The sequence below is a fragment of the Sphingomonas sp. Y38-1Y genome (assembly GCF_032391395.1).
Taxonomy (GTDB): Bacteria; Pseudomonadota; Alphaproteobacteria; order Sphingomonadales; family Sphingomonadaceae; genus Sphingomonas.
In genome coordinates this window covers 2834447-2855389 of the sequence record NZ_CP135916.1, presented here as the reverse complement: position 1 = coordinate 2855389, position 20943 = coordinate 2834447, and the positions used below count along the sequence as shown (strand labels likewise).

At 69.3% G+C, this 20943-nt stretch carries 13 protein-coding genes; 4 read left to right on the top strand and 9 right to left on the bottom strand.

Annotation, left to right across the window (positions count from 1 at the left end; all coding sequences use genetic code 11):
• Nucleotides 1-166 precede the first annotated feature (166 nt).
• Nucleotides 167-3283: an arabinofuranosidase catalytic domain-containing protein gene (locus RS883_RS13540; protein ID WP_315760711.1), complete on the top strand. Its 3117-nt coding sequence runs from the start codon at nt 167-169 to the stop codon at nt 3281-3283.
• Here RS883_RS13540 and RS883_RS13535 read toward each other — a convergent pair.
• Both RS883_RS13535 and RS883_RS13530 read right to left on the bottom strand, forming a co-directional pair.
• Nucleotides 3280-4911: a methyltransferase regulatory domain-containing protein gene (locus tag RS883_RS13535; RefSeq protein ID WP_315760710.1), complete on the bottom strand. Its 1632-nt coding sequence runs from the start codon at nt 4909-4911 to the stop codon at nt 3280-3282. The two genes, RS883_RS13540 and RS883_RS13535, sit on opposite strands and share 4 nt — an antisense overlap.
• 58 nt (nt 4912-4969) lie before the next feature.
• Nucleotides 4970-5146 (bottom strand): hypothetical protein, encoded by a 177-nt coding sequence (locus RS883_RS13530; RefSeq protein ID WP_315760709.1) that lies wholly within the window; start codon nt 5144-5146, stop codon nt 4970-4972.
• A 265-nt stretch (nt 5147-5411) separates the two neighbouring features.
• Here RS883_RS13530 and RS883_RS13525 point away from each other — a divergent pair, with 265 nt between their 5' ends.
• The 3 genes from RS883_RS13525 to RS883_RS13515 all read left to right on the top strand — a co-directional run bounded on the left by RS883_RS13525 (nt 5412) and on the right by RS883_RS13515 (nt 13194).
• The gene (locus tag RS883_RS13525; RefSeq protein ID WP_315760708.1) at nt 5412-6293 is read left to right on the top strand and encodes an NAD(P)-dependent oxidoreductase; all 882 of its coding nucleotides are present in this window, start codon (nt 5412-5414) and stop codon (nt 6291-6293) included.
• A gap of 69 nt (nt 6294-6362) precedes the next feature.
• Nucleotides 6363-8756, top strand: coding sequence for a hypothetical protein (locus RS883_RS13520; RefSeq protein WP_315760707.1), 2394 nt, complete (start codon nt 6363-6365; stop codon nt 8754-8756).
• 139 nt (nt 8757-8895) lie between these two features.
• Nucleotides 8896-13194 (top strand): Ig-like domain-containing protein, encoded by a 4299-nt coding sequence (locus RS883_RS13515; RefSeq protein WP_315760706.1) that lies wholly within the window; start codon nt 8896-8898, stop codon nt 13192-13194.
• A 43-nt stretch (nt 13195-13237) separates the two neighbouring features.
• Here RS883_RS13515 and RS883_RS13510 read toward each other — a convergent pair whose 3' ends face one another.
• From RS883_RS13510 to RS883_RS13480, 7 genes are read right to left on the bottom strand one after another with little or no spacing between them, the layout of a single operon-like run.
• Nucleotides 13238-15040: an SLC13 family permease gene (locus RS883_RS13510; RefSeq protein ID WP_315760705.1), complete on the bottom strand. Its 1803-nt coding sequence runs from the start codon at nt 15038-15040 to the stop codon at nt 13238-13240.
• 21 nt (nt 15041-15061) lie between these two features.
• Nucleotides 15062-15475 (bottom strand): Na+/H+ antiporter subunit G, encoded by a 414-nt coding sequence (locus RS883_RS13505; protein ID WP_315760704.1) that lies wholly within the window; start codon nt 15473-15475, stop codon nt 15062-15064.
• A complete protein-coding gene (locus RS883_RS13500; RefSeq protein WP_315760703.1) occupies nt 15472-15741 on the bottom strand; it encodes a K+/H+ antiporter subunit F in 270 nt (89 codons plus the stop codon). The genes RS883_RS13505 and RS883_RS13500 overlap by 4 nt, the downstream gene beginning before the upstream one ends.
• Nucleotides 15738-16226 (bottom strand): Na+/H+ antiporter subunit E, encoded by a 489-nt coding sequence (locus RS883_RS13495; RefSeq protein WP_315760702.1) that lies wholly within the window; start codon nt 16224-16226, stop codon nt 15738-15740. The genes RS883_RS13500 and RS883_RS13495 overlap by 4 nt, the downstream gene beginning before the upstream one ends.
• Entirely contained in the window at nt 16223-17746 is a 1524-nt protein-coding gene (locus tag RS883_RS13490) for a monovalent cation/H+ antiporter subunit D (RefSeq protein WP_315760701.1), read from the bottom strand. The genes RS883_RS13495 and RS883_RS13490 overlap by 4 nt, the downstream gene beginning before the upstream one ends.
• Nucleotides 17743-18096, bottom strand: coding sequence for a Na+/H+ antiporter subunit C (locus RS883_RS13485; protein ID WP_315760700.1), 354 nt, complete (start codon nt 18094-18096; stop codon nt 17743-17745). Before RS883_RS13485 ends, RS883_RS13490 begins: the two co-directional genes overlap by 4 nt.
• Nucleotides 18093-20903: a monovalent cation/H+ antiporter subunit A gene (locus tag RS883_RS13480; protein WP_315760699.1), complete on the bottom strand. Its 2811-nt coding sequence runs from the start codon at nt 20901-20903 to the stop codon at nt 18093-18095. Before RS883_RS13480 ends, RS883_RS13485 begins: the two co-directional genes overlap by 4 nt.
• Nucleotides 20904-20943: the final 40 nt, after the last annotated feature.

The following is a 20943-nucleotide window of genomic DNA, read 5'->3' as shown; positions in this document are numbered from 1 at the left end:
TCCGGCCCCGGCTGCTCCACCGGAACGGCCTGCGCCTTGAAAACGCAGGTCGTTTCCGGAGCTTGCCTCGCATCAAAGCTTGCAGACTTCGTCCCAAGGGTGCCAAGCCGACGCTCCTTGCGATCGGCGCGCTAGCCGCTTCGCCGCTCGAACCGGAGATTACGGCATGATCGGACTGTCGGCGTTGGCACTGGTCATGGCGCTGGACGGGGAGCGCGCGCGAGCGGCAGCGTCGTCCAATCAGCGTGCCAAGCCTGCACCGTGCGATATCTATGCCGCCGGCGGGACACCATGCGTCACGGCGCACAGCACGACGCGCCGGTTGCTTTCGCGGTATGAGGGGCCGCTCTATCAGGTGAAGCGGCAATCCGATGGCCGTCTGATCGACATCGGCCTTGAGCGATCCCCCGACACGGGCTTCGTCGATGCGGCCACGCAAGACCGCTTCTGTGCCGAGACGCTCTGCTACATCACGATGATCTACGATCAGTCGGGGCGGGGGAACCACCTGTTCCAGGCGCCGCCGGGGCCCCTCTATCCCGGACCCGAAAAGGGCGCGTTCAACGCGTTGCCGATCGCCGACATGGCGCCGATCACCATCGGCGGCGGGCGCAAGGCCTACGGCGTTTACATCATGCCGGGCATGGGCTTCCGGAACAACAACGCGCGGGATCTGCCGATCGACGACGAGCCTGCCGGGATTCATGTCGTCGTCGACGGCACGCATTACAGCAGCGGTTGCTGCTTCAACTATGGCAACGCGTCGACCAACGGCCTCGCGGTCGGCACCGGCACGATGGAGAGCGTCTATTTCGGCACCTCCAGCGGCTGGGGAAGCGGCGCGGGCAAGGGGCCGTGGATCATGTCCGACATGGAGGCGGGCCTCTTCTCCGGATACGAGGCGGGCGTGAACGCGGCCAACCCGTCGATCGATTGGCGGTTCGTGACGGGCATGTTCGGCGGGGGTGGCCGCAATTTCTGGAACCTGCGCGGCGGCGATGCGCAGGCGGGGGCGCTCCGGACCTTCTACGAAGGCGCACGCCCCGGTTCGCGGGAGAACGACGCCTATTTCCCGATGCACAAGAAGGGTGCGATCCAGATGGGAAATGGCGGCGACAACGGGAACGGGTCGGCCGGCACCTTCTATGAAGGCGTAATGACGGCCGGGCATCCCAGCGCCCGGGTGGCCGAAGCCGTCCAGGCGAACATCGTCGCGGCCGGGTACGACCTGCCGATCCTGGCGCAATCGCGGCTGACCGGCTTTACGCCGGGCGGGACGGCAGAGCTGACGGTCACCTTCCACAACAGCACGCGCGACACCGCGCGCGACGTGGATCTGACGGTGGCGGGTCCGTCGGGATGGGTCGCCACGCCGGCGAGCGATGTTCGCTTCGGCACCGTGCCGCCGGGCGGCACGGTGCAAGGCCGGTTCCGGATCGCATCCCCGGCGGGCGCCAGCGCCGGCTATCTGACCGCACGGGCGGGGTGGAGCGATGCGTCGGGCGCGCGAACCGACACCAGCGCGCAGCGGGTGCGCAGCGCCGAAGCGGTCAAGATCAACGAAGTCCGCTTTGCCACCGGCGGGAACGCGACCGATCAGTTCGTCGAGCTCTACAACGCCTCGGACCGGGCGGTCGACATTTCGGGCTGGAAGCTCGTCAACACGCGCACGTTCTTCGCGCCGCTGCCGCTCGCGACGATCCCGGCGCGGACGCTGCTGGCGCCCGGCAGACACTATCTGCTCGGCCTCGCGGCGTCGGGTCTGGTGGCGCCGGTGGAGGCGGGATCACGCGCGGTCGAGGTGCGGAGCGCAGCGGGCTTCGCACCCGGCCAGTCGATCGAGATCGGCGGCGAGCGTCGCCGCATCGCGCAGGTCGGGCGCGAGGCGAGCGAGCCCACGACGATCTTCATTCCGGTTTCGACCGGCCCGCGCCTGGTCGTGCCGGCCGGATCGACCAATCTGCCGGTGATGAACACCGCCGGCTTCACGGTCGGCGACCGGATGGGCATCGACGCCGGCGGCAATCACGAGGTCGTGACCGTCACCGCCGTCGGCAAGGCCGGCACGCAGACCGTTCTGTCGGTCCCGGCCAAAAAGGGCGACACGATCGTCAAGGTCGAGGACGTTTCCAACCTGACGGTCGGCGATACGCTGTCCGTGGGGTCCGGCCAGCGGCTGGAATGGGTGAAGGTCGCCGCGATCGGAACGGCAGGCGCCGCCGGCACCGGGGTGACGCTTGCCGCACCGCTCCGCTTCGACAACATGGTCGGCGTTGATGTCGCCGGTCGCGGCGCCGGCATCAGCTTCACGCCCGCAACCCGCCATGCGCATGGCAGCGAGGACGCGGTGCAGGCGCTGGGGAGCGGCCTGACGCTCGACCGGCCGCTCGCGCGCCGCCATGATCCGGGCACGCCGATCGTCAACCCGCGCGTGCGCACGGCGGGCTATCAAGGACCGGCGCCGCAGCAATGGTTCGGCGGCGAGCTATCGATCCGCGGCGGCTCGATCGCGCTCACCGATCCAAGCGGTCAGGTACAGGTCGACGCGATCGTGTACGGATCGCAGCAGAGCAATTCGAGCGCCAGCGGCGTCGTCACCACGCCCGCGGTCGCGCTGCTGGAAGGCGACCAGCATCAGGGCGGCTGCATCGCGGTTATCCCCGGCGCGGGCTCCGGCCCGAGCGCGTCCGCAACCGCGCGCGCGGCGGCGGCACCGGGCAGCCCGAACCGCAGCATCGGCCGTTATCCCGACGGTGCCGACACCGACAACCTCTGCCGTGACTTCATGACCCAGCCAGCGACGACGGCGCCCCAGGGTGCGGCGGCCGGCGCCACCACGATCGGCGTGGCGAGCGTGGCCGACTTCGTGCCCGGCCAGTCGATCACGATCGGCACGGGCGCCGCCGCCGAGCGCGCGATCGTGGCGGATGTCGGGTCGTCGGGTGCGACGACGATCCGCAGCCCGGTCGAGCAGGGCGGCAGCGTCGTCGAGGTGACGGACGCGACCGGCTTTCGCAAGGGCCAGGCGATCACCATCAGTCAGGGCGCGGATGCGGAGGAGGTCGTCGTCGCGGCCAGCCAGAATGGACGTGCCGGCGCACGCATCACGCTGACCCGGCCGCTGGCCCGCGCCTATGCGGTCGGCACCGCGGTTGCCGGGAGCGGGATCAAGCTGCGCGCGCCACTTAAGCGAGCGCATCCGACCGGCGTGCCGGTCACGGCGGAACTGCCGACGCCGGGGGCGCCGAACGCGTACAAGCCGAAGCCCGCCCAGAACCCCTAACGCAGCAGGGGCTCCGCCACGCACGCTTCACCGCTGAGCATCGTCAGGTCGGGATCGCCGGCCGATCGCGCCTCCGCCGGCGGGAGGATGCCGAGCCCGGTCAGCAGCGCCGCTTGACCCTCGGCCTCGAACCTGGCGGCGATCGCGCGAAAGGCGCCGATCGCGGCCGGACCGGGTGGAATGGCACGACCCTCCCGCTGGAGCTTGAGGTCGTGCGCGTCGAAGGCATTGGCCAGGTAAGACGCTTGTTCGTCGGGCGTTCGCATGCCCGCCAGGATCGCCAGGACGATCAGCTGGTGCTCCTGCGGCACCGCCTTGCCACCGCCCAGCACCGGCGAGGCGAGCACCTGGATGTCGGCGGAGGCGAGCGCCTGCTCGCACAGATGCCGGTTGAGCGCGTCGCAGCGCCGACGTTGCGCGGGCGTCGCCTCGCGCGCGGGCTGGGCGATGCCGAGCCCCGTCAGCATCATGAGTGCGCTCAGCAACTCGCGGATGTCGAAACCCGAGAGCGAGGCGGCCTCGCTGATCTCCTTGACGGTCTTGGCGCGATAACCATCGGTCGCGAGATACTTGACCACGGGCCGATAGATGCGCTCGTCGAGCGTCAGCTCGCCTTGCGGAGTCGGGTGCCGATAGCCGATCGTGGCGACAGGCAGGACGAGGGCGAAGGCGGTTTCCTGCCAATGTCGCCGCGCATCGACGCTGCCGAGCGGTCGCGCGCCCTTGACGAAGATGTCCATCCGGAACTTCTGGTTGACGAGGAAGTCGCGCACGGTCTCGCGCATGATGGGATGCGCGATCGAGCCGAGAATCTGCGCCTCGCTCGGTCGCAGCGCATAGTCGGGCAGATGGTCGAGCAGCCGGGCCGAGGCGGCATAGCTGAGCTTCACCGTCCCGAGCGCGTCGCTGACACCCGAGAAATAGCCGACCTGCCAGTCCGCATTGAAATACTCATGGGCCAGATAGTGGCGATTGCTGCCGGCGATCTGCGCCAGGAACGGCTCTGCGCCCGCATTCTCGGCGAAATAGCGGCCGCCGGCACCGGCGAGTTCGCGGGCGAAGGTGATCGCCTTGTCGATCAGTGCGGGGATGTCGGTCGAACGGGTCGCGGCATAGTCGATGTGGCGCGCCATCAGGTGGCGTACCGGCATCGTCGCTGCCCAGCCGGGCTGACAATTATAGCTGAGGAAGACGATGCCGCCCGGCTTCAGCCGGCGATCGATGATGTCGAGGATCGCGGCGCGGTTCGCGTCCGAGATCCAGCTCCAGACGCCATGCAGCGCGATGACGTCGAACGCCGGCAGGTCGTCACGCGCCGCCAAGCTGGCAAAGCTGTCGTCCGACAGCGCGGCATCGGCGCCCGATACGCCCGCCAGCGTCCGTGCGTGCAGCGCGTGCGCGGGGTTGAAGTCTGCGCCCCAATAGCGCCCAGGCGCCGCGGCCGCGTGCATGTTGATCGACACACCCTGGCCGAAACCCAGCTCCAGATAGGTGCAATCGTCGATGTCCGGCGGCTGTACATTGGCCGCGAGGCAGGCGAGCCGAAGCATCGTCGGATTGAGCTCGCGGTAATAGCCATAGGTATAATCAAGGTCGGCGACATAGCCGTCCGACCAGCTGGCCTGCATGGGTCCGGGGGTCAAAATATGCTCCAGGATTGATGGCGGTCGCGGCGAATGGTCAGGGTCAGGTCGCCTGACCGCGGCTTCGGGCGTCGGGCACTGGCGGGGCGGGTAGGGCGATCGTCCCCCGGTTCGCACGGGACGAAAGCGGGTCGGTGACGGTGGGGGCGGTGCGGGAGTCGCGCACCAGATGGCCGACCAGCCGCCGGATCTGATCGTCAACGTCGAGGTCGATGGGCATGGCAGGGCTTCCGATTGCTTCGAACGTCCGCGACCGTGGCAGCGGGCGTCAGCGAGGGGGATGCCCGATCCTTCGGAAGACTTGCCCAATGCTCCGGTCGGGGCGCATCCTGGGCTGCGCCGCAGATGCCGGTCGGCGAGTTTGGCGAGCGAACGCGCCTGAAGAATGGGCCGCAGCCTATTGACGGATCCGCCGATCCTCACGACCTGCGCGGCTCCGGCCTCGGAAACGACGGGGCTGCCCTCTCGCGCTGCAAGGTGATCGGATGACGGTGAACAAGGTCGCGGTACTCGGTCTTGGGCTGATGGGCGCCGGCATGGCGCGCAAGCTGGTCGAGGCAGGACTGGAGGTGGCGGTCTGGAACCGGAACCCCGCCAAGTCCGAGCCGCTCGGGCAGGCCGGCGCCCGCGTCGCCGCCACCCCGGCCGATGCGGCGCGCGGCGCCGATCTCGTTGTCGCGATGCTCGCCAATGACGACGCCTCTCGCGAGGTCTGGCTCGGACCGGACGGTGCGCTGGGCGCGATGGAGCCGGGCTCCATCGCGGTCGAGGCGAGCACGCTGACGCATGACTGGATCGTCGAGCTGGCGAGCGAGGCGACCGCGCGCGACGTCTCGCTACTCGATGCGCCGGTGACCGGCAGCCGCCAGCAGGCCGAGGAGGGGGCGCTGCGCTTCCTCGTCGGCGGCGATGCTGACGTGGTCGGGCGGGCCCGGCCGGTCCTGACCGCGATGGGGAGCGGCGGGATAGAGCATTTGGGTCCGACGGGCAGCGGCGCGCTGGTCAAGCTCGCCAACAACTATCTTTGCGGGGTTCAGGTCGCGAGCCTCGCCGAGGCGATCGTCATGCTCGAGCGGAACGGGCTGGACATCGAGCGGGCGGTCGAGGTGCTGCTGAGCGGCGCGCCGGCCAGCCCGATGGTCAAGCTGCTGTCGCGCCGCATGCTCGACCGCGCCTATGCCCCCAACTTCTTCGTGCCGTTGATGGCAAAGGATCTCGGCTATGCCGAGCGGATGCTGGGCGACGCGGCGATCGAGTCCGAATTGGCGGCGGCCGCGCGGCGCCGGTTCGAAGCGAGCGCCGATGCCGGTCATGCCGAGGCGGACATCGCCGCGGTGATCAAGCCGCTGCGCGATCAGGCGACCTGAACGGGCGCGCAGTCCACGAGCTGATTAGACCCTTGGCCTGACACGCTTCTGTCGATGTATAGGGGCGTGATGCGCCCCCTCATGATCCTGTTGCTCGCCATGGCGGCGAGTGTGTCCGCGCCTGCCCATGCGCAGCAGAACGCCTTCGATCTGGTCGGTCCGACGGTCGCGCTCAGCGTGACGCGCGGCGGGTCGACGCTGTCGATCGCCCGCGTCCCGAACCTTCAGGCGGGCGATCGGCTGACTGGGCGGGCGGACCTGCCCGCGGACAAGTCGGCGCGGTACCTGCTCGTCATCGGTTTCCTTCGCGGCGCTGCGACGCCGCCGCCGAAGGACTGGTTCTTCCAGACGAAGACGTGGCAGCGTGGCAAGAAGCCGTTCACCGTCACCGTGCCGGAAGGGGCTGAACAGGCGATCGCGCTGCTCGTGCCCGAGGCGGGCGGAGGCTTCGGTGCGGTGGTCGACGCCGTCCGCGAGCGGCCGGGTGCCTTCGTGCGCGCGTCGCAGGACCTGTACCAGGCCTCGCTCGATCGCGCCCGGCTGGAGGCGTTCGTGGCCGGGATCACGAGGATCGAGGAGAGCGATCCCGACCGTCTCGACACCGCCTCCCCCGTGCTCGCCGGTTCGCTGGCGCTGCGCCTGAACAGCGAATGCCTGACGCGGCAGCGCGCGCTGCGGGCCGCTTGCCTGACGCAAAGCCGAGAGAATCAGGTGCTTCAGGCGTCGTCGAACACCCCGTCGGTCGGCGAGCGGCTGATCGGAGCGCCGACCGACGTCGCCTATCGCATTGCCGCCACGCGCGAGGCGGGCGCGGGCTTCTACAGCCCGTACATCGGGCTCGCGCGCGACCTGGTGCGGCTGTTCGGGGCGTTCCGCTCGACGCCCTACCAGTATCTGCCCGCGCTCGCGCTGGGGCGGGACGAAGCGTTGCAGCTCCGGCTGAACACGCCGCCCGCCTTTGCCAATCCCCGGTCGGTGCTGGTGGTCGCGTTGCCGCCGGTCGGCCCGGCGCCGAAGCCTGCCTGGCGCGCCGGTGCGAAGGGCGCGCTGTGCCTCGCGCGGCCCGGGATGGTGTTGCCGATCGAGAATGCGCCGCTGCTCTACGCGACCGACTATGCGAGCGATTTGTCGCTCGACGTGCAGACTTCGGGCGGACGCACCGTGCAGCTGCCGGTCACCGTGAACGCGGAGCGCGGCGGGCTGCGGATCGCCGACGCTTCGGCCGCCAAGGACATCCTCCAGGTCGTCGGTGCCTCGTTGAGCGGCCGGTGGGGCTTCGACCGCTTCGACGATCTGCGCTTTCCGGTGCAGAGCGGCGCGGTGGCGGGCTGGACGCCGCGGCCGGATGCCGATGTCGTGGTCGGCCGCGACCATCCGCTCGTCCTGAAGGGCGGGGCGTCGGCCTGTATCGACGGCGTGGCGCTCCGGTCGGCGGCGGGCGAGGCGGTGCCGGTCGACTGGAAAGCGACCGGACCCGACGAGATCACCGCCAAATTGCCGCTCGCGCGCACCAGTCCCGGCCCGCTCACCCTGCTCGTCACCCAGGCGGGCACGGCACCTGTCACGGTGAGCCTGAATGCTCGCAACGAGCCGAGCCGGCTGGACGGGTTCGCCCTCCACGTCGGCGATGCGGAAGGGATCCTCACCGGCGCGCGGCTCGACCAGGTGACCGAGCTTCGCCTTGGCGATGCCCATTTCCAGCCCGGTGCGATGGTGCGCGGCGAAAAGGGCGAGCAGCTCAAGCTTTCGAGCGGCGATAGCATCGCCAACGTAACTGCGGGGACCGGCGAGGCGGTCGTTCGGTTCGGCGACGGGCGGACGCAGAAGGTGCGCGCCGTCATCGCGCCGCCGCGTCCCAGCCTCGCCCTCATCAGCCGCAGCGTGGAGGCGCAACCCCAGGCTGGCGGCTTCCGGTTCACGCTGCCCGAAGGAACGCTGCGACCGGACGACAGGCTGACCTTTTCGGTCCGGGCGACGACGGGCTCGCTGCGCGCCGACGACGTGATCGAGGTCGCGACGCAGGATGGCAGTTCCCGCGCTCGCCTGTCCGCCACGTCGGGGGGCTTGCAGCGCGTCGGCGCGGATGTCGCCATCGCGTCGATCCGCCCGGCCGAACTGCTGGGCAGCGCCGCGGTCGGCGGTCTGCGCTTCCGCCTGCTGCGCGCGTCGGGCGACGGCGACTGGCAACCGCTGGCTCAGGTGGCGCGCCTGCCCTTCCTGGATCGGCTGTCCTGCCCGACAGAGGCCGGACCATGCACGCTGACCGGCAGCAGCCTCTTTTTCTTGGGCGCGATCTCGGACGAGCCGGATTTCACCCGGCCGGTGGTCGTGTCCGCGGGGTTCGTCGGCAGCCAGATCGAGTTGCCGCGGCCGCGAGGACCCGGATTGTACCTTCGCCTGCGCGACGTGCCGACCGCCGTCATCCAGGCGGAACCGCAATCGGCGGCAGCCACCGGCAGGTAGGCTTTCCACCCTGACGTTCGGCTCGGCCAATCCCTGAAGCGCGTGGTCGCATAAGACCTTAACCGTCACTCGCGCGTCATTTTCGGATCATAGTCGGCCGCCCGGATGACGCGCATGGCGTCATGGGAGGTCGCGTCACATGGGTCGTCAGTATCACTCGCTCGCCACCAGCAACTTCGCGCAGGACTGGTCGAACACCGACCTGCTCTCGACCCCCGACAATTGGGACGCGGTGGCGAGCATCGTTGGGTATCGCGGCGACGATCTCGACTTCGACGATCCACGCCAGGTCTCGGGCACGAGCAACGTGGTCGACGTCAACGTCAACCTGCCCAACCCCGACACCTACACCACCGGCGGCGTCGCCGAGTTCGAGCTGGCCGACGCGGTCGTCGCACTCCAGGGGTCCGGGACGGCCGACGCGCCTTACCTAGCCTTCTACCTCGATGCGACGGGCCGGCAGGACATCGTCTTCTCGACGCGGCTGCGCGACATCGACGGCGCGACCAGCGCGGTCCAGCAGATCGCGGTGCAGTACCGCATCGGCGACAGCGGCGACTGGCTGAACATCGAGGGTGGCTATGTCGCCAACGCCAATATCGGCCGCGACACGGCCGTCAGCGTCACGTTGCCCGCCGCCGCCAACGGTCAGGCCGAGGTGCAGGTGCGCGTCATCACCGTCGACGCGGCCGGAAGCGACGCGTTCATCGGTATCGACGACATCAGCGTGACCAGCCAGCCGCTCGCGCCGCCGCCCGCCGCCGGCATCCTGTCGATCGCCGACGCCAGCGTGGTCGAGGGCGATGCGGGCACCGCAACGCTCGCCTTCACCGTGACGCGCGCCGGTGGCAGCGCGGGTGAGGTGTCGGCGACCTGGACGGTGACGCCGGGCACGGCCGGTGCCGACGATTTGGCGACGACCACGCTGACGGGCACCGTCACCTTTGCCGATGGCGCGACGAGCGCGGTGATCGAGATCGCGGTGGCGGGCGACACGCGGTTCGAGGCCGACGAGACGATCGGCATCGCGCTGACCGCGCCCACCGGCGGCGCGACGATCGCCGATGGTGAGGCGGTCGGCACGATCGTCAACGACGACGTCCCGGCGCCCGCCGGCCCCGCCAACGTGTTCATCAACGAGATCCATTACGACGATGCCGGTGTCGATGTCGGCGAGGCGGTCGAGGTCGCGGGCGCGGCGGGTACCGACCTCACCGGCTGGTCGCTGGTTCTCTACAACGGCAATGGCGGCACCACCTACGCGACCTATGCGCTGGGCGGCACGATCGCGGATCAGGCCAATGGCTATGGCACCGTTTCGGTCGCGACGCCGGGCATCCAGAACGGCTCGCCCGACGGCATCGCGCTGGTCGATGCGGCCGGCCGGGTCGTGCAGTTCCTGTCCTATGAAGGGCCGCTCACCGCCACCAACGGCCCGGCCGCGGGCATGACCGCGACCGACATCGGCGTCGCCGAGGAGGGCGTGCCGGAGGGCACCTCGCTCCAGCTCAAGGGCACCGGCGCGGGCTATGAGGACTTCACCTGGGCGCCGGCGAGCGACGACAGCTTCGGCGCAATCAATGACGGCCAGAGCTTCATCGGGGCGACCGCGACGGGTCAGGTCTCGATCCGAGACGCGCAGGTGGGCGAGGGCGATGCCGGCACCGCCGAACTGAGCTTCACCATCCGCCGCGCGGGCGGCACCGCGACCGCCGCCAGCGTCGACTATCAGGTCGTGCTGGACGGCACCGCCGACGTCGGCGATCTGGCGCCCGGGGCCGTGCTGACGGGCACGATCACCTTCGCCGCTGGCCAGTCGAACGCGGTCGTCACGCTGCCGGTCGCGGGCGACACGGTGGGCGAGGGGAACGAGACGCTCCGCGTCGTCCTGTCCAACCCGGTCGGCAATATCGCCATCGCCGATGGCGAGGCGGTGGGGACGATCGTCAACGACGATCTGGTCACGCTGGCGATCGGGGCGATCCAGGGCGCCGGACACAGCTCGGCTTTCGTCGGCCAGACGGTGCGGACCGCGGGCATCGTCACCGCGGTCGATTCGAACGGCTACTACATCCAGGACGCGGGCGACGGGAACGCGGCGACGTCGGACGGCATCTTCGTCTTCACCGGCGGCGCGCCGACCGTCCGCGTTGGCGACGCGCTCGACCTGACCGGTGCGGTCAGCGAGTTCCTGCCGGGCGCCACCGGCCTGTCGATCACGCAGCTGTCGGACGTCACCGCCACCGTTACCTCGAGCGGCAATGCGCTGCCCGAGGCGGTGCGGATCGGCCAGGGCGGCCTGATGCCCCCGACCGAGGTGATCGAGGATGACGGCTTCACGAGCTTCGACCCGACCACCGACGGCCTCGACTTCTATGAGGCGCTGGAGGGGATGCGCGTCACGATCGACGCGCCGCGCGTCGTCGATGCCACCAATTCGTTCGGCGAGACCTGGGTGGTCGCCTCGAACGGCGTCGGCGCCACGGGCCTCAACGACCGCGGCGGCATGACGATCTCGGCGGGCGACTATAATCCGGAGCGTATCCAGATCGACGACGATGCCGCGGTGTTCGCAGGCTTCGCGCCGAACTATTCGCAGGGCGACCGGCTGGGCGACGTTACCGGGATCGTCAACTATGCGTTCAACAGCTACGAAGTCATCGTGACCGAGGCGGTGACGGTGGTCGAGGACGCGGCGCCGCCGGCCAAGGAAGTTGCCGATTTCGCAGGCGACGCCGATCATCTGACGATCGCGACCTTCAACGTCGAGAATCTCGATCCTTCGGACACGAGCTTCGGCCTGCTCGCGCAGAACATCGTCTATAGCCTGCGCGCGCCCGACATCATCGGCGTGCAGGAGATCCAGGACGCGGACGGCGCGGCCAACGGCACCGACCTGTCGGGAACGCTGACTGCCCAGACGCTGATCGCCGCGATCGAGGCGGCGGGCGGGCCGTCCTATGCCTATGTCGAGGTCGCGCCCACCGTCGCCGGCTCGACCGGCGGCGAGCCGGGCGGCAATATCCGCAACGGCTATTTCTATCGTACCGACCGCGTCGACTATGTCGAGGGTAGCGCCCGGCTGATCGAGGGCAGCCCCTATGAGGGCTCGCGCAAGCCGCTCGTCGCCGACTTCACCTTCAACGGCGAAACGGTGAGCGCGATCAACGTCCACTTTACGTCGCGCGGCGGTAGCGAGCCGCTGTTCGGCGCCAATCAGCCGCCCGCCAACGCCGGGGAGGCTGCGCGGGAGGCGCAGGCGGCGGGCGTGCTCGCCTATATCAACGAAGCGCTGGCGGGCGATCCCGATGCCAATTTCGCCGTGCTCGGCGATTTCAACGGCTTCTATTTCGAGGAAGCGCAGCAGCAGCTGACGCGCGATGGCGTGCTCACCAACCTGGCGACGCTGCTGCCGGAGGAGGAGCGCTACAGCTATCTGTTCGAGGGCAATTTCCAACTGCTCGACAACATCCTCGTCACCGGCGGGCTGCTGGGCGGCGCGCGATATGACGCGGTCCACATCAATGCCGGCCAGTCGGGTCAGACCAGCGACCATGACCCGCAGGTCGCGCTGCTCCACATCGCCCGCCCCAACGAGGCGCCGGTTGCCGTCGACGATGCGGTGGCGGTCAACGAGGATGCCTCGACCGGCAACCTGGTGCCGACCCTGCTCGCCAACGACCGCGACGAGGGCGCGCTGACGATCGTCGGCGTCGACACGTCGGGGACGCAGGGGAGCGTCGTGTTCGATGCCGCGACGCAGAGCCTGCGCTACATCGCCGATGCCGACGCGTTCGACGGCCTGGCGAACGGCGCCAAGGCGACCGACCGCTTCACCTATACCGTTCGCGATGCGGGCGGGCTGGAGAGCAGTGCGAGCGTCACCGTGACGATTACCGGCATCGACGACAGCCGCGTGCGGATCGGCACGATCTTCGGCGACAAGCTGGTCGGTACCGCGGGTGAGGACACGATCTATGGCCTGATCGGTAACGACACGATCCAGGGCCTGGATGGGCGTGACATGCTGTGGGGCGGCCTCGGCAACGACCTGCTCGACGGCGGCAACGGCAATGATCGCCTGGCCGGCGGGCTCGGCAACGACACGCTGCTGGGCGGCGCGGGCGACGACTATCTGGCGGGCGGGCTCGGCCGCGACACGCTGACCGGCGGCGACGGCATCGACCGCTTCGCCTTCGGCATCCTGTCGGGCAGCGACACGATCACCGATTACGAGGTCGGGACCGACATCATCCGGCTGGAGACGGGTGCCGCGGTCGCGCGCCACGAGGTCCGCGACTTCGACCGCGACGGCCAGCTCGACCTCAAGCTCGTGTTCGCGCTGGGCGGCGACGTCACGCTGCTCGGCATCGACAATATCGGCAAGGTGACGTTCGAGCGCGGCGAGAGCCTGCTCCCGCTCGAGACGATCCTCTGAGGCCAAGGCGGACCGGCGACACGCAGGGGCGTGTTGCCGGCCGTCAGACCAGCGCCGCGATCGCCAGGCAGGTGGACAGGCCGACGACGACGTTCATCGGCAAGCCGATCTTGATGAAGTCGGAAAAGCGATAGTCGGCGGCGGCATAGACCATCGTGTTCGTCTGATACCCGACGGGCGTCGCGAAACTGGCGGAGGCGGCGAACATCACCGCGATGATGAGCGCGCGGGGATCCTGCCCCGTCGCCTCGGCCAGGCCGATCGCGACCGGTGTCATGATGACCGCGACCGCGTTGTTCGTGACCGTCTCCGTCAGCATCGACGTCAGGAAATAGAGGATCAGGATCACGCCGAGCGGCGACAGGCCGCCAAGCCAGGGCGAGATCGCGCCGACGATCAGGTCGACGGTGCCGATCGCCTCCAGCGCGCTGCCGATGCCCAGCATCGCGAAGATCAGCACCAGCACGCTGCCGTCGAGCGAGCGCCACGCTTCCTCCGCATCGACGCAGCGGGTGACGAGAACGATGCCGACGCCGACGATTGCGAGCAGCGCGGTGGGCATCACGCCGAGCGCGGCGAGGGCGATCACCCCGCATAGCACGCCGATCGCGACCGGCGCCCGCTGCCGTCGGAAGCGGCGGATGTGCGAGGTGTCCTCCGAAATCAGGTTGGTGTTCGCGCGCAATTCGGTGATCGCCGCTTCGTCGGCCGCCACCAGCAGGCTGTCGGCGGCGCGCACGCGAACGCTGCCGAGGTCCGGCCCCGGCAGATGCCGCACCCGGCCGATCCCTAGGATGCGTGCCGGCAGGTTCGACAGGAACGGTATGTCGCGCAACTCGCGGCCGAGTGCGGGATGCGTCGGGCTGACGGTCAGGCCGATGAGCTGGACGTCGTCGGCGCGCGCGCCGGCGGACAGCCGGATGGGGCGCCCGACATTCTGAAGCCCCACCAGATAGCTTTCGCTGCGCGCCAGATCGTCGAGCTCGTCAGCGGTTGCACTGACGATCAGGCGGTCGGTCGCTTGCAGCGCCAGGTCGGGCGAGGGGCTGCGATCCAGTTGCGAGCCGCGGCGGACCGCGATCAGGCGCACCGCGTTGCGGCGAAGAAAGGCCAGATCGGCGATCCTGACGGTCTTGGCCAGCGCCTCGGGCAGCAGCGCGATCTCGGTGAGATAGGGGAGCTGGTGCCGATCGGCGATCGCGTTGTCTGGCCGGGACGGCAGCAGCCGGGGGCCCAGGACGAGCATGGTCACCGCCCCCGCGGCCATCGTCACCAGGCCGACGGCGGTGATTTCGAAGATGCCGAAGCCGGGCTGCCCGTTCGCCCTTGCGACGCCATCGACCAGCAGGTTGGTGGACGTGCCGACCAGCGTCAGCGTGCCGCCCAGGATCGACAGATAGGATAGCGGGATCAGTAGCCGGGTGGCCGGGATGCCCACCGACCGCGCCAACCGGCGGACGAGGGGGATCAGGACCATCACGACGGGCGTGTTGTTGATGAAGGCGGGCGCGATTGCGGCGCCGGTCAGCATCTCCGCGACCGTTCGCCGGGGTGCCTTGCCCGCCCGCCTGACGATCAGGCTGGCCAGCGCCTCGATCGTGCCAGTACGCACGAGCGCGCCCGACAGGATGAAGAAGGCGGCGATGGTGATCGGCGCCGAATTCGCAAAGGCGCCGGTGACGAGCGGCGGCGTCAGCCAACCCAGCGCGATCATGATCGCCGCGCCCGCCACCGCGACGGTGACCGGGGGAAAGCGTTCGAGCGCGAACGCGCCGAACAGCGCGATGACGAACAGCAGCCCAAGCACCGCCCGGTGCACTTCCACGAAGGCAACGATCTCGCTCATGCCGGGCCGGTTAGCGCCACGTCAGCTGTTCGCGGTCGTGGCGGGCGTGTCCTGCTTCGGCGCTTCGAACGTCGCCCAGTCGCCGTCCCCGCTCGGCTTGGGCGGCGGGCCGGCGACGCTCTCTTGCTCGCCGGCCGCGCCGAGCCGGTGGCGGTGCAGATGCACCTTGGCGATCATGTTGGCCGAGATCGGCGCGGTGATGAACAGGAATAGCGAGATCAGCAGCTCGTGCGCGGTCCAGACGCCCAGCCGCACCTGGAAATAGATCACCGAGGCGAGCAGCAGCGCCCCCAGCCCCAATGTCGTCGCCTTGGTCGGGCCGTGCAGCCGCTCCATCGTTGACGGCAGGCGGACCAGCCCCCAGCTGCCGATCAGCGCGAAGCCGCCGCCGAGCAGCAGCAACAGGGCGATGGCGGCGTCGGCGACCACGCTCATTCGACGATGTCCCCGCGCAGGATGAACTTGCAATAGGCGATGGTGCTGACGAAGCCGACCATGGCGAGCAGCAGTGCGGCCTCGAAATAGATGTCGTTGGCGGCGATCATGCCGATCAGGATGATGAGCGCAATGGCGTTGATGACCATCGTGTCGAGCGCGACGATCCGATCGCCCAGCGCCGGCCCGCGCAGCAGCCGCCAGACGTTGAGCGTCAGGGCTAGCGAGACGCAGCCCGCCGCGACAAGGAGCGCGACTTCGGTCATGCGAAGATCCGTTGCAGGCGGGACTCGTAGCGAGCCTTGATGCGCGCGATCTCCGCCGCCTCGTCTACCACGTCGAGCGCGTGGACCAGCAGGAAGCGGCCATCGGCGGAGACGTCGGAGGAGACGGTGCCGGGCGTCAGGCTGATCGTGCCCGCCAGCATCGTGATCGCCTCCGGCGTGTCGAGCGCGATCGGAACGACCAGCCAGCGCGCGCGCAGGTCGCGGTTGCGCCGGAACAGGATCACGCGCGCGACCTGGAAATTGGCGACCACGATGTCGAACAGGACGATGGCGAGATAGCCGAGGAAGGCGCGGCCGAACCGCATGCGCGGGCGATCGGGCCAGAAGGGCTGGGTGAACTTGGGCAGGATCAGTGCAAAGACGCTGCCCACCACGATGCCGCCGACGGTGATCTCGTTGGCCATCAACAGCCAGACGATCAGCAGCATTGCCGACAGCGCCGGGTGAGGGAGCAGCCGCTTCATCGCCCGACCCCCAGGATCGCGTCGACATAGCGGTCGGGCGCCATCACCTGCGCGGCGGTGGCCTGGGTCTGAGCAGTCACCCAGCCGGCGGCGACGGTCAGCGCGGCCAGCAGCGCGAGCAGCGCGGCCGGCGCGACGAACTCGGCGCGGGACCGGGGCACGGCGGCGATGGCGTCCGCCTCGGCCGGGGCTGGCTTCCAGAACAGCGAGGATCCGCTGCGCGAGAAGCCGACGACGCCGATCAGCGTGGTGACGAGGATGGTCGCCCAGATCGCCTGCCAGTCGGGCATCGCGAAGCTCGCATCCAGGATCAGCAGCTTGCCGACGAAGCCGGCGAGCGGCGGCAGCCCGACCGCCGAGATCGCTGCGACGAGGTAGAGCAGGCCCGCCGTATCCTGGCCCGCGAACCGCGGACTGGGCACGAGCGCATCCGAATATTGCCCGCGGCGCCGCATCGTCACGTCGGCGACGAGGAACAGTGCGGCGCCCGCAAGGACGGCCTGAACCATGTAGTAGAGCGCGGCCGACAACGCCGCTGCCTGCCACAGCGAGACCGGCATCAGCAGCGTGCCGGTCGAGGCGAGGACCGCGAACGCCGCCTGCTCGCGCAGGCTCCGCGACGTCAGCACGCCGACGAAGCCGATGACGGCGCCCAGCATCGCGGCGGGCAGGAGGTAGGGGGCCGGAACCCACGCCGCCGCGCCCGCCTGTGCGCCGAAGATCAGCGGGACGGTGCGGATCATCGCATAGACGCCGACCTTGGTCATGATCGCGAACAGCGCGGCGACCACCGGCATCGTCGCGGCATAGGTGCGCGGCAGCCAGAGATGGAGCGGCACGACCGCCGCCTTCAGCGCAAAGACGGTCATCATCAACAGCCCGGCGGCGCGCACCAGCCCCTGATCCTCCGGCCCCAGCGCGGCAACCCTGATCGCCAGATCGGCCATGTTGAGCGTCGCGGTCAGGCCATAGATCAGCCCCAGCGCGATCAGGAACAGCGCCGACCCGACGATGTTGACCACGACATAGGGAATGCCCGCCTTCAGCCGCAGCGCGCCCTGGCCATGAAGCATCAGGCCATAGGAGGCGATCAGCAGCACCTCGAAGAAGACGAACAGGTTGAACAGATCGCCGGAGAGGAACGCGCCGTTGATCCCGAGCAGCTGGAAATGGAACAGCGCGTGAAAATGCCATCCCTTGCGATCGGCGCCGGTGACGATCGCATGCGCGAGCACCGCCAGCGCCAGCACCGCCGCCAGCACCAGCATCGTCGCCGCCAGCCGGTCGAGCACCAGCACGATGCCGAACGGCGCCGACCATGCGCCCAGCGCATAGCTGCGGATCGCATCGTCCTGTGCCCTGACGAACAGCGCAATCGCGGCGGCCAGCATCGCGACGCACCCGCCGAGCGAAACATACAGCCCGAGCAGGCGCCGGCGCTGCATCAGCAGCATCGTGACCGGCGCGACGATCGCAGGGACGACGACCGGTGCGATCATCAGATGATCGGACAGGGTCATGCGCCTTCCTCCGCATCGCGGTCGGCATAGCCATCGACCTGATCCGACCCGCTCTCGAGATAGCTGCGAAGCGACAGGATGACGGTGAGCGCGGTCATGCCGAAGGTGATGACGATGGCGGTGAGGACGAGCGCCTGAGGCAACGGGTCGGCATGCTCGGTCACGTCCTTGGCCCAGAGCGGCGGCCGGTCGACCACCAGCCGGCCGACCGCGAACAGGAACAGGTTGACCGCATAGGAGATCAGGGTGAGCCCCAGCACGACCTGAAACGTCCGGCCGCGAAGCGAAAGATAGATGCCGCCCGCGGTCAGCACGGCGATCGCGGAGGCGACGAGGAACTCGAGGCTCATGCCGCGTCCCCGTCGTCATGCTTGGCGGCGCGTTGCGAAACATGGGCGAGCTGCGCCAGCGCCATCATTACCGCGCCGACCACGACCGATGCGACGCCCAGGTCGAACAGCAGGGCGGTCGCGAGCTCGAACTCGCCGATCAGCGGCAGGTGGAAATAATCAAAGCTGCTCGACAGGAACGGCGCCCCGAACACCAGCGATCCCAGCCCGGTCGCGATCGCGATCAGCACGCCGATGCCGATCAGGTTGTGCTCGCCGAACTTGCGCCGCTCATCGGTCCAGTCGAAGCCGGAGGCGAGATACTGGAGCAGGATGGCGATCGAGAACACCAGCGCGGCGATGAACCCGCCGCCCGGCTGATTGTGACCGCGCAGGAAGATGTAGCTGCCGACCAGCAGCGCCAGCGGCAGCAGCAGCCGGGTCGCCATCACGAACATCATCGGATGCAGCTCTGGCGAATGCCGGTCCTGCGATCGCCACGCGCGCAGCCGGCGCCCCGCGACCCCGCGCGCCGCCGGTTCGAGCAACGCATAGATGGCAAGACCCGCGATCCCCAGCACGATGATCTCGCCCAGCGTGTCGAACGCGCGAAAGTCGACCAGCGTCACGTTGACGACGTTGGTGCCGCCCCCGCCCGAATAGCTGTGATCCCAGTGGAAGCGAGAGACGCCCGCGCGCTCCGGCCGCGTCATCACCGCCCAGGCGAGCCAGCCGGTGCCGAGCCCGCCGACCGCCGCGATCACGCCGTCACGCACGCGGCGGGTCGCGGTTGAGAGGCGCGGTGGGTGGCCGGGAAGCAGGTGAAGCGCCAGCAGCATGAGGAGGATCGTCACCACCTCCACCGCGATTTGTGTCAGCGCAAGGTCGGGGGCGGACAGGTGGATGAAGGCGAGCGCGATGACCAGGCCGATGACGCTGATGAAGATGAGCGCGAGATAGCGGCGGCGGTCGGCCGCCAGCACCGCGACCGTCGCCACGATCAGCGCCGCCCAGGCGACGATCGCCACCGGCGAGGCGGGCGCCGTCGCGCGCGCGCCGGCCGTCACCCCGAAGCGCAGCGCCGCGTCCAGGCCGAGCGCCACCGCGACGACGAACAGCACCGCCAGATAGCGCTGCAACGAAGCGACATGAAGGACGCCGGTCACGCGGCGAAGCGCGTCGACGCTTGCGGTCATGACGATGTCGAACAGGCGCTTGGCATCAGGCGATGGCAGCCGGGCGACCAGCGCCGCGATGGCCGAATAACGGAACAGCAGCAGCACCGCGACGGCGACCGCACCCAGGCTCATCAGCAAGGCCGGATTGATCCCGTGCCACAGCGCCAGGTGCAGGTCGGGCTTCGCTCCGCCGGTGACGGCCGAGCTTGCCGCGGCGACCAGCGGCCCGGCCAGCGTCATCGGCAACAGGCCGAGTGCCAGCGCAAACGCGCCGAGCACGGCCGGCGGACCGAGCAGCATCGCGCCCGGATCGTGCAGCGCGGCGACATCGCCGGTCTGTCGCCTGCCGAAATGCAGCGCCACCGCATAGCGCAGCGAATAGGCGGCCGACAGCATCGCCGCGATCGTCGCCAGCGCCGGCACCAGCAGCGCCCGGCCCGCCAGCACCGTGTCGGCGCTCTCTTCCAGCATCATCTCCTTCGAGATGAACCCGCCGAGCGGCGGCAACCCCGCCATCGCGGCGGCGGCGAGCACGCCGAGCGTCGCCGTCAGCGGCATGATCGCCGCCAGGCCGCCCAGCCGGCGGATATCCCGCGTCCCCGTCTCATGGTCGACGATGCCGGCATGCATGAACAGCGCCGCCTTGAACGCGGCATGGTTCAGGATGTGAAAGATCGCGGCGACCACCGCCGCCCCGGTGCCGAAGCCGAGGAGCATGACCATCAGCCCCAACTGGCTGATCGTCGAATACGCGAGAATGGCCTTCAGATCGTGGCGGAACAGCGCGACGCCCGCGCCGAACAGCATCGTCAGGAGACCGACGGGAGCGACGATCGCGAACCACAGATCGGTGCCGGCCAGCACCGGCCACAGCCGCGCGAGCAGGAACACGCCCGCCTTCACCATCGTCGCCGAATGGAGATAGGCGCTGACCGGCGTCGGCGCAGCCATCGCGTGCGGCAGCCAGAAGTGGAACGGGAACTGCGCCGACTTGGTGAAGGCGCCCGCCAGGATCAGGAGGAGGATCGCCGGATAGAGCGGCGAGGCCTGGACCAGATCCGCTCGCGACAGGATCGTCGCCAGATCGTAGCTGCCCGCCACATTGACGAGCAGCACCATGCCCGCGATGAGCGCAAGACCGCCACCGCCGGTGATGGTCAGCGCCATGCGCGCGCCCTGCCGCGCATCGGCACGCTCGCGCCAGAAGCCAATCAGCAGGAAGGAGGCAAGGCTGGTCAGTTCCCAGAACACCAGCATCAGCAGCACGTTGCTGGAAAGCGCGATGCCGACCATCGCGCCCTGAAACAGCATCAGGAAGGACAGGAACTTCGCCGTCGGCTCGGTTCTGGCCAGATAGCCCTGCGCATAGAGGACGACGAGCAGGCCGATCCCCAGGATCAGGCCCGCGAACAGGAGCGCCAGCGGATCGAGCCACAGGCTGAGATCGAGACCGAGGGCCGGGACCCAGGCGAGGGCGACGGCCGGCGTCTGGCCGGAGAGGACGGCGCCTGCATGCGCTATCAGGATCGCCAGTCCGCCGCCACTGGCGGCCGCGGCGATCAGGAAATGCACGCCGCGCGGCGCGTGCCGGAACGCAACCAGCAGGAGCGCCGCGACGAACGGCAGCGCCATCAGGGCAACCAACGACACCCGCGCCGCCCCTTATCCGATAAGCCGAAGGCGCGCGCGA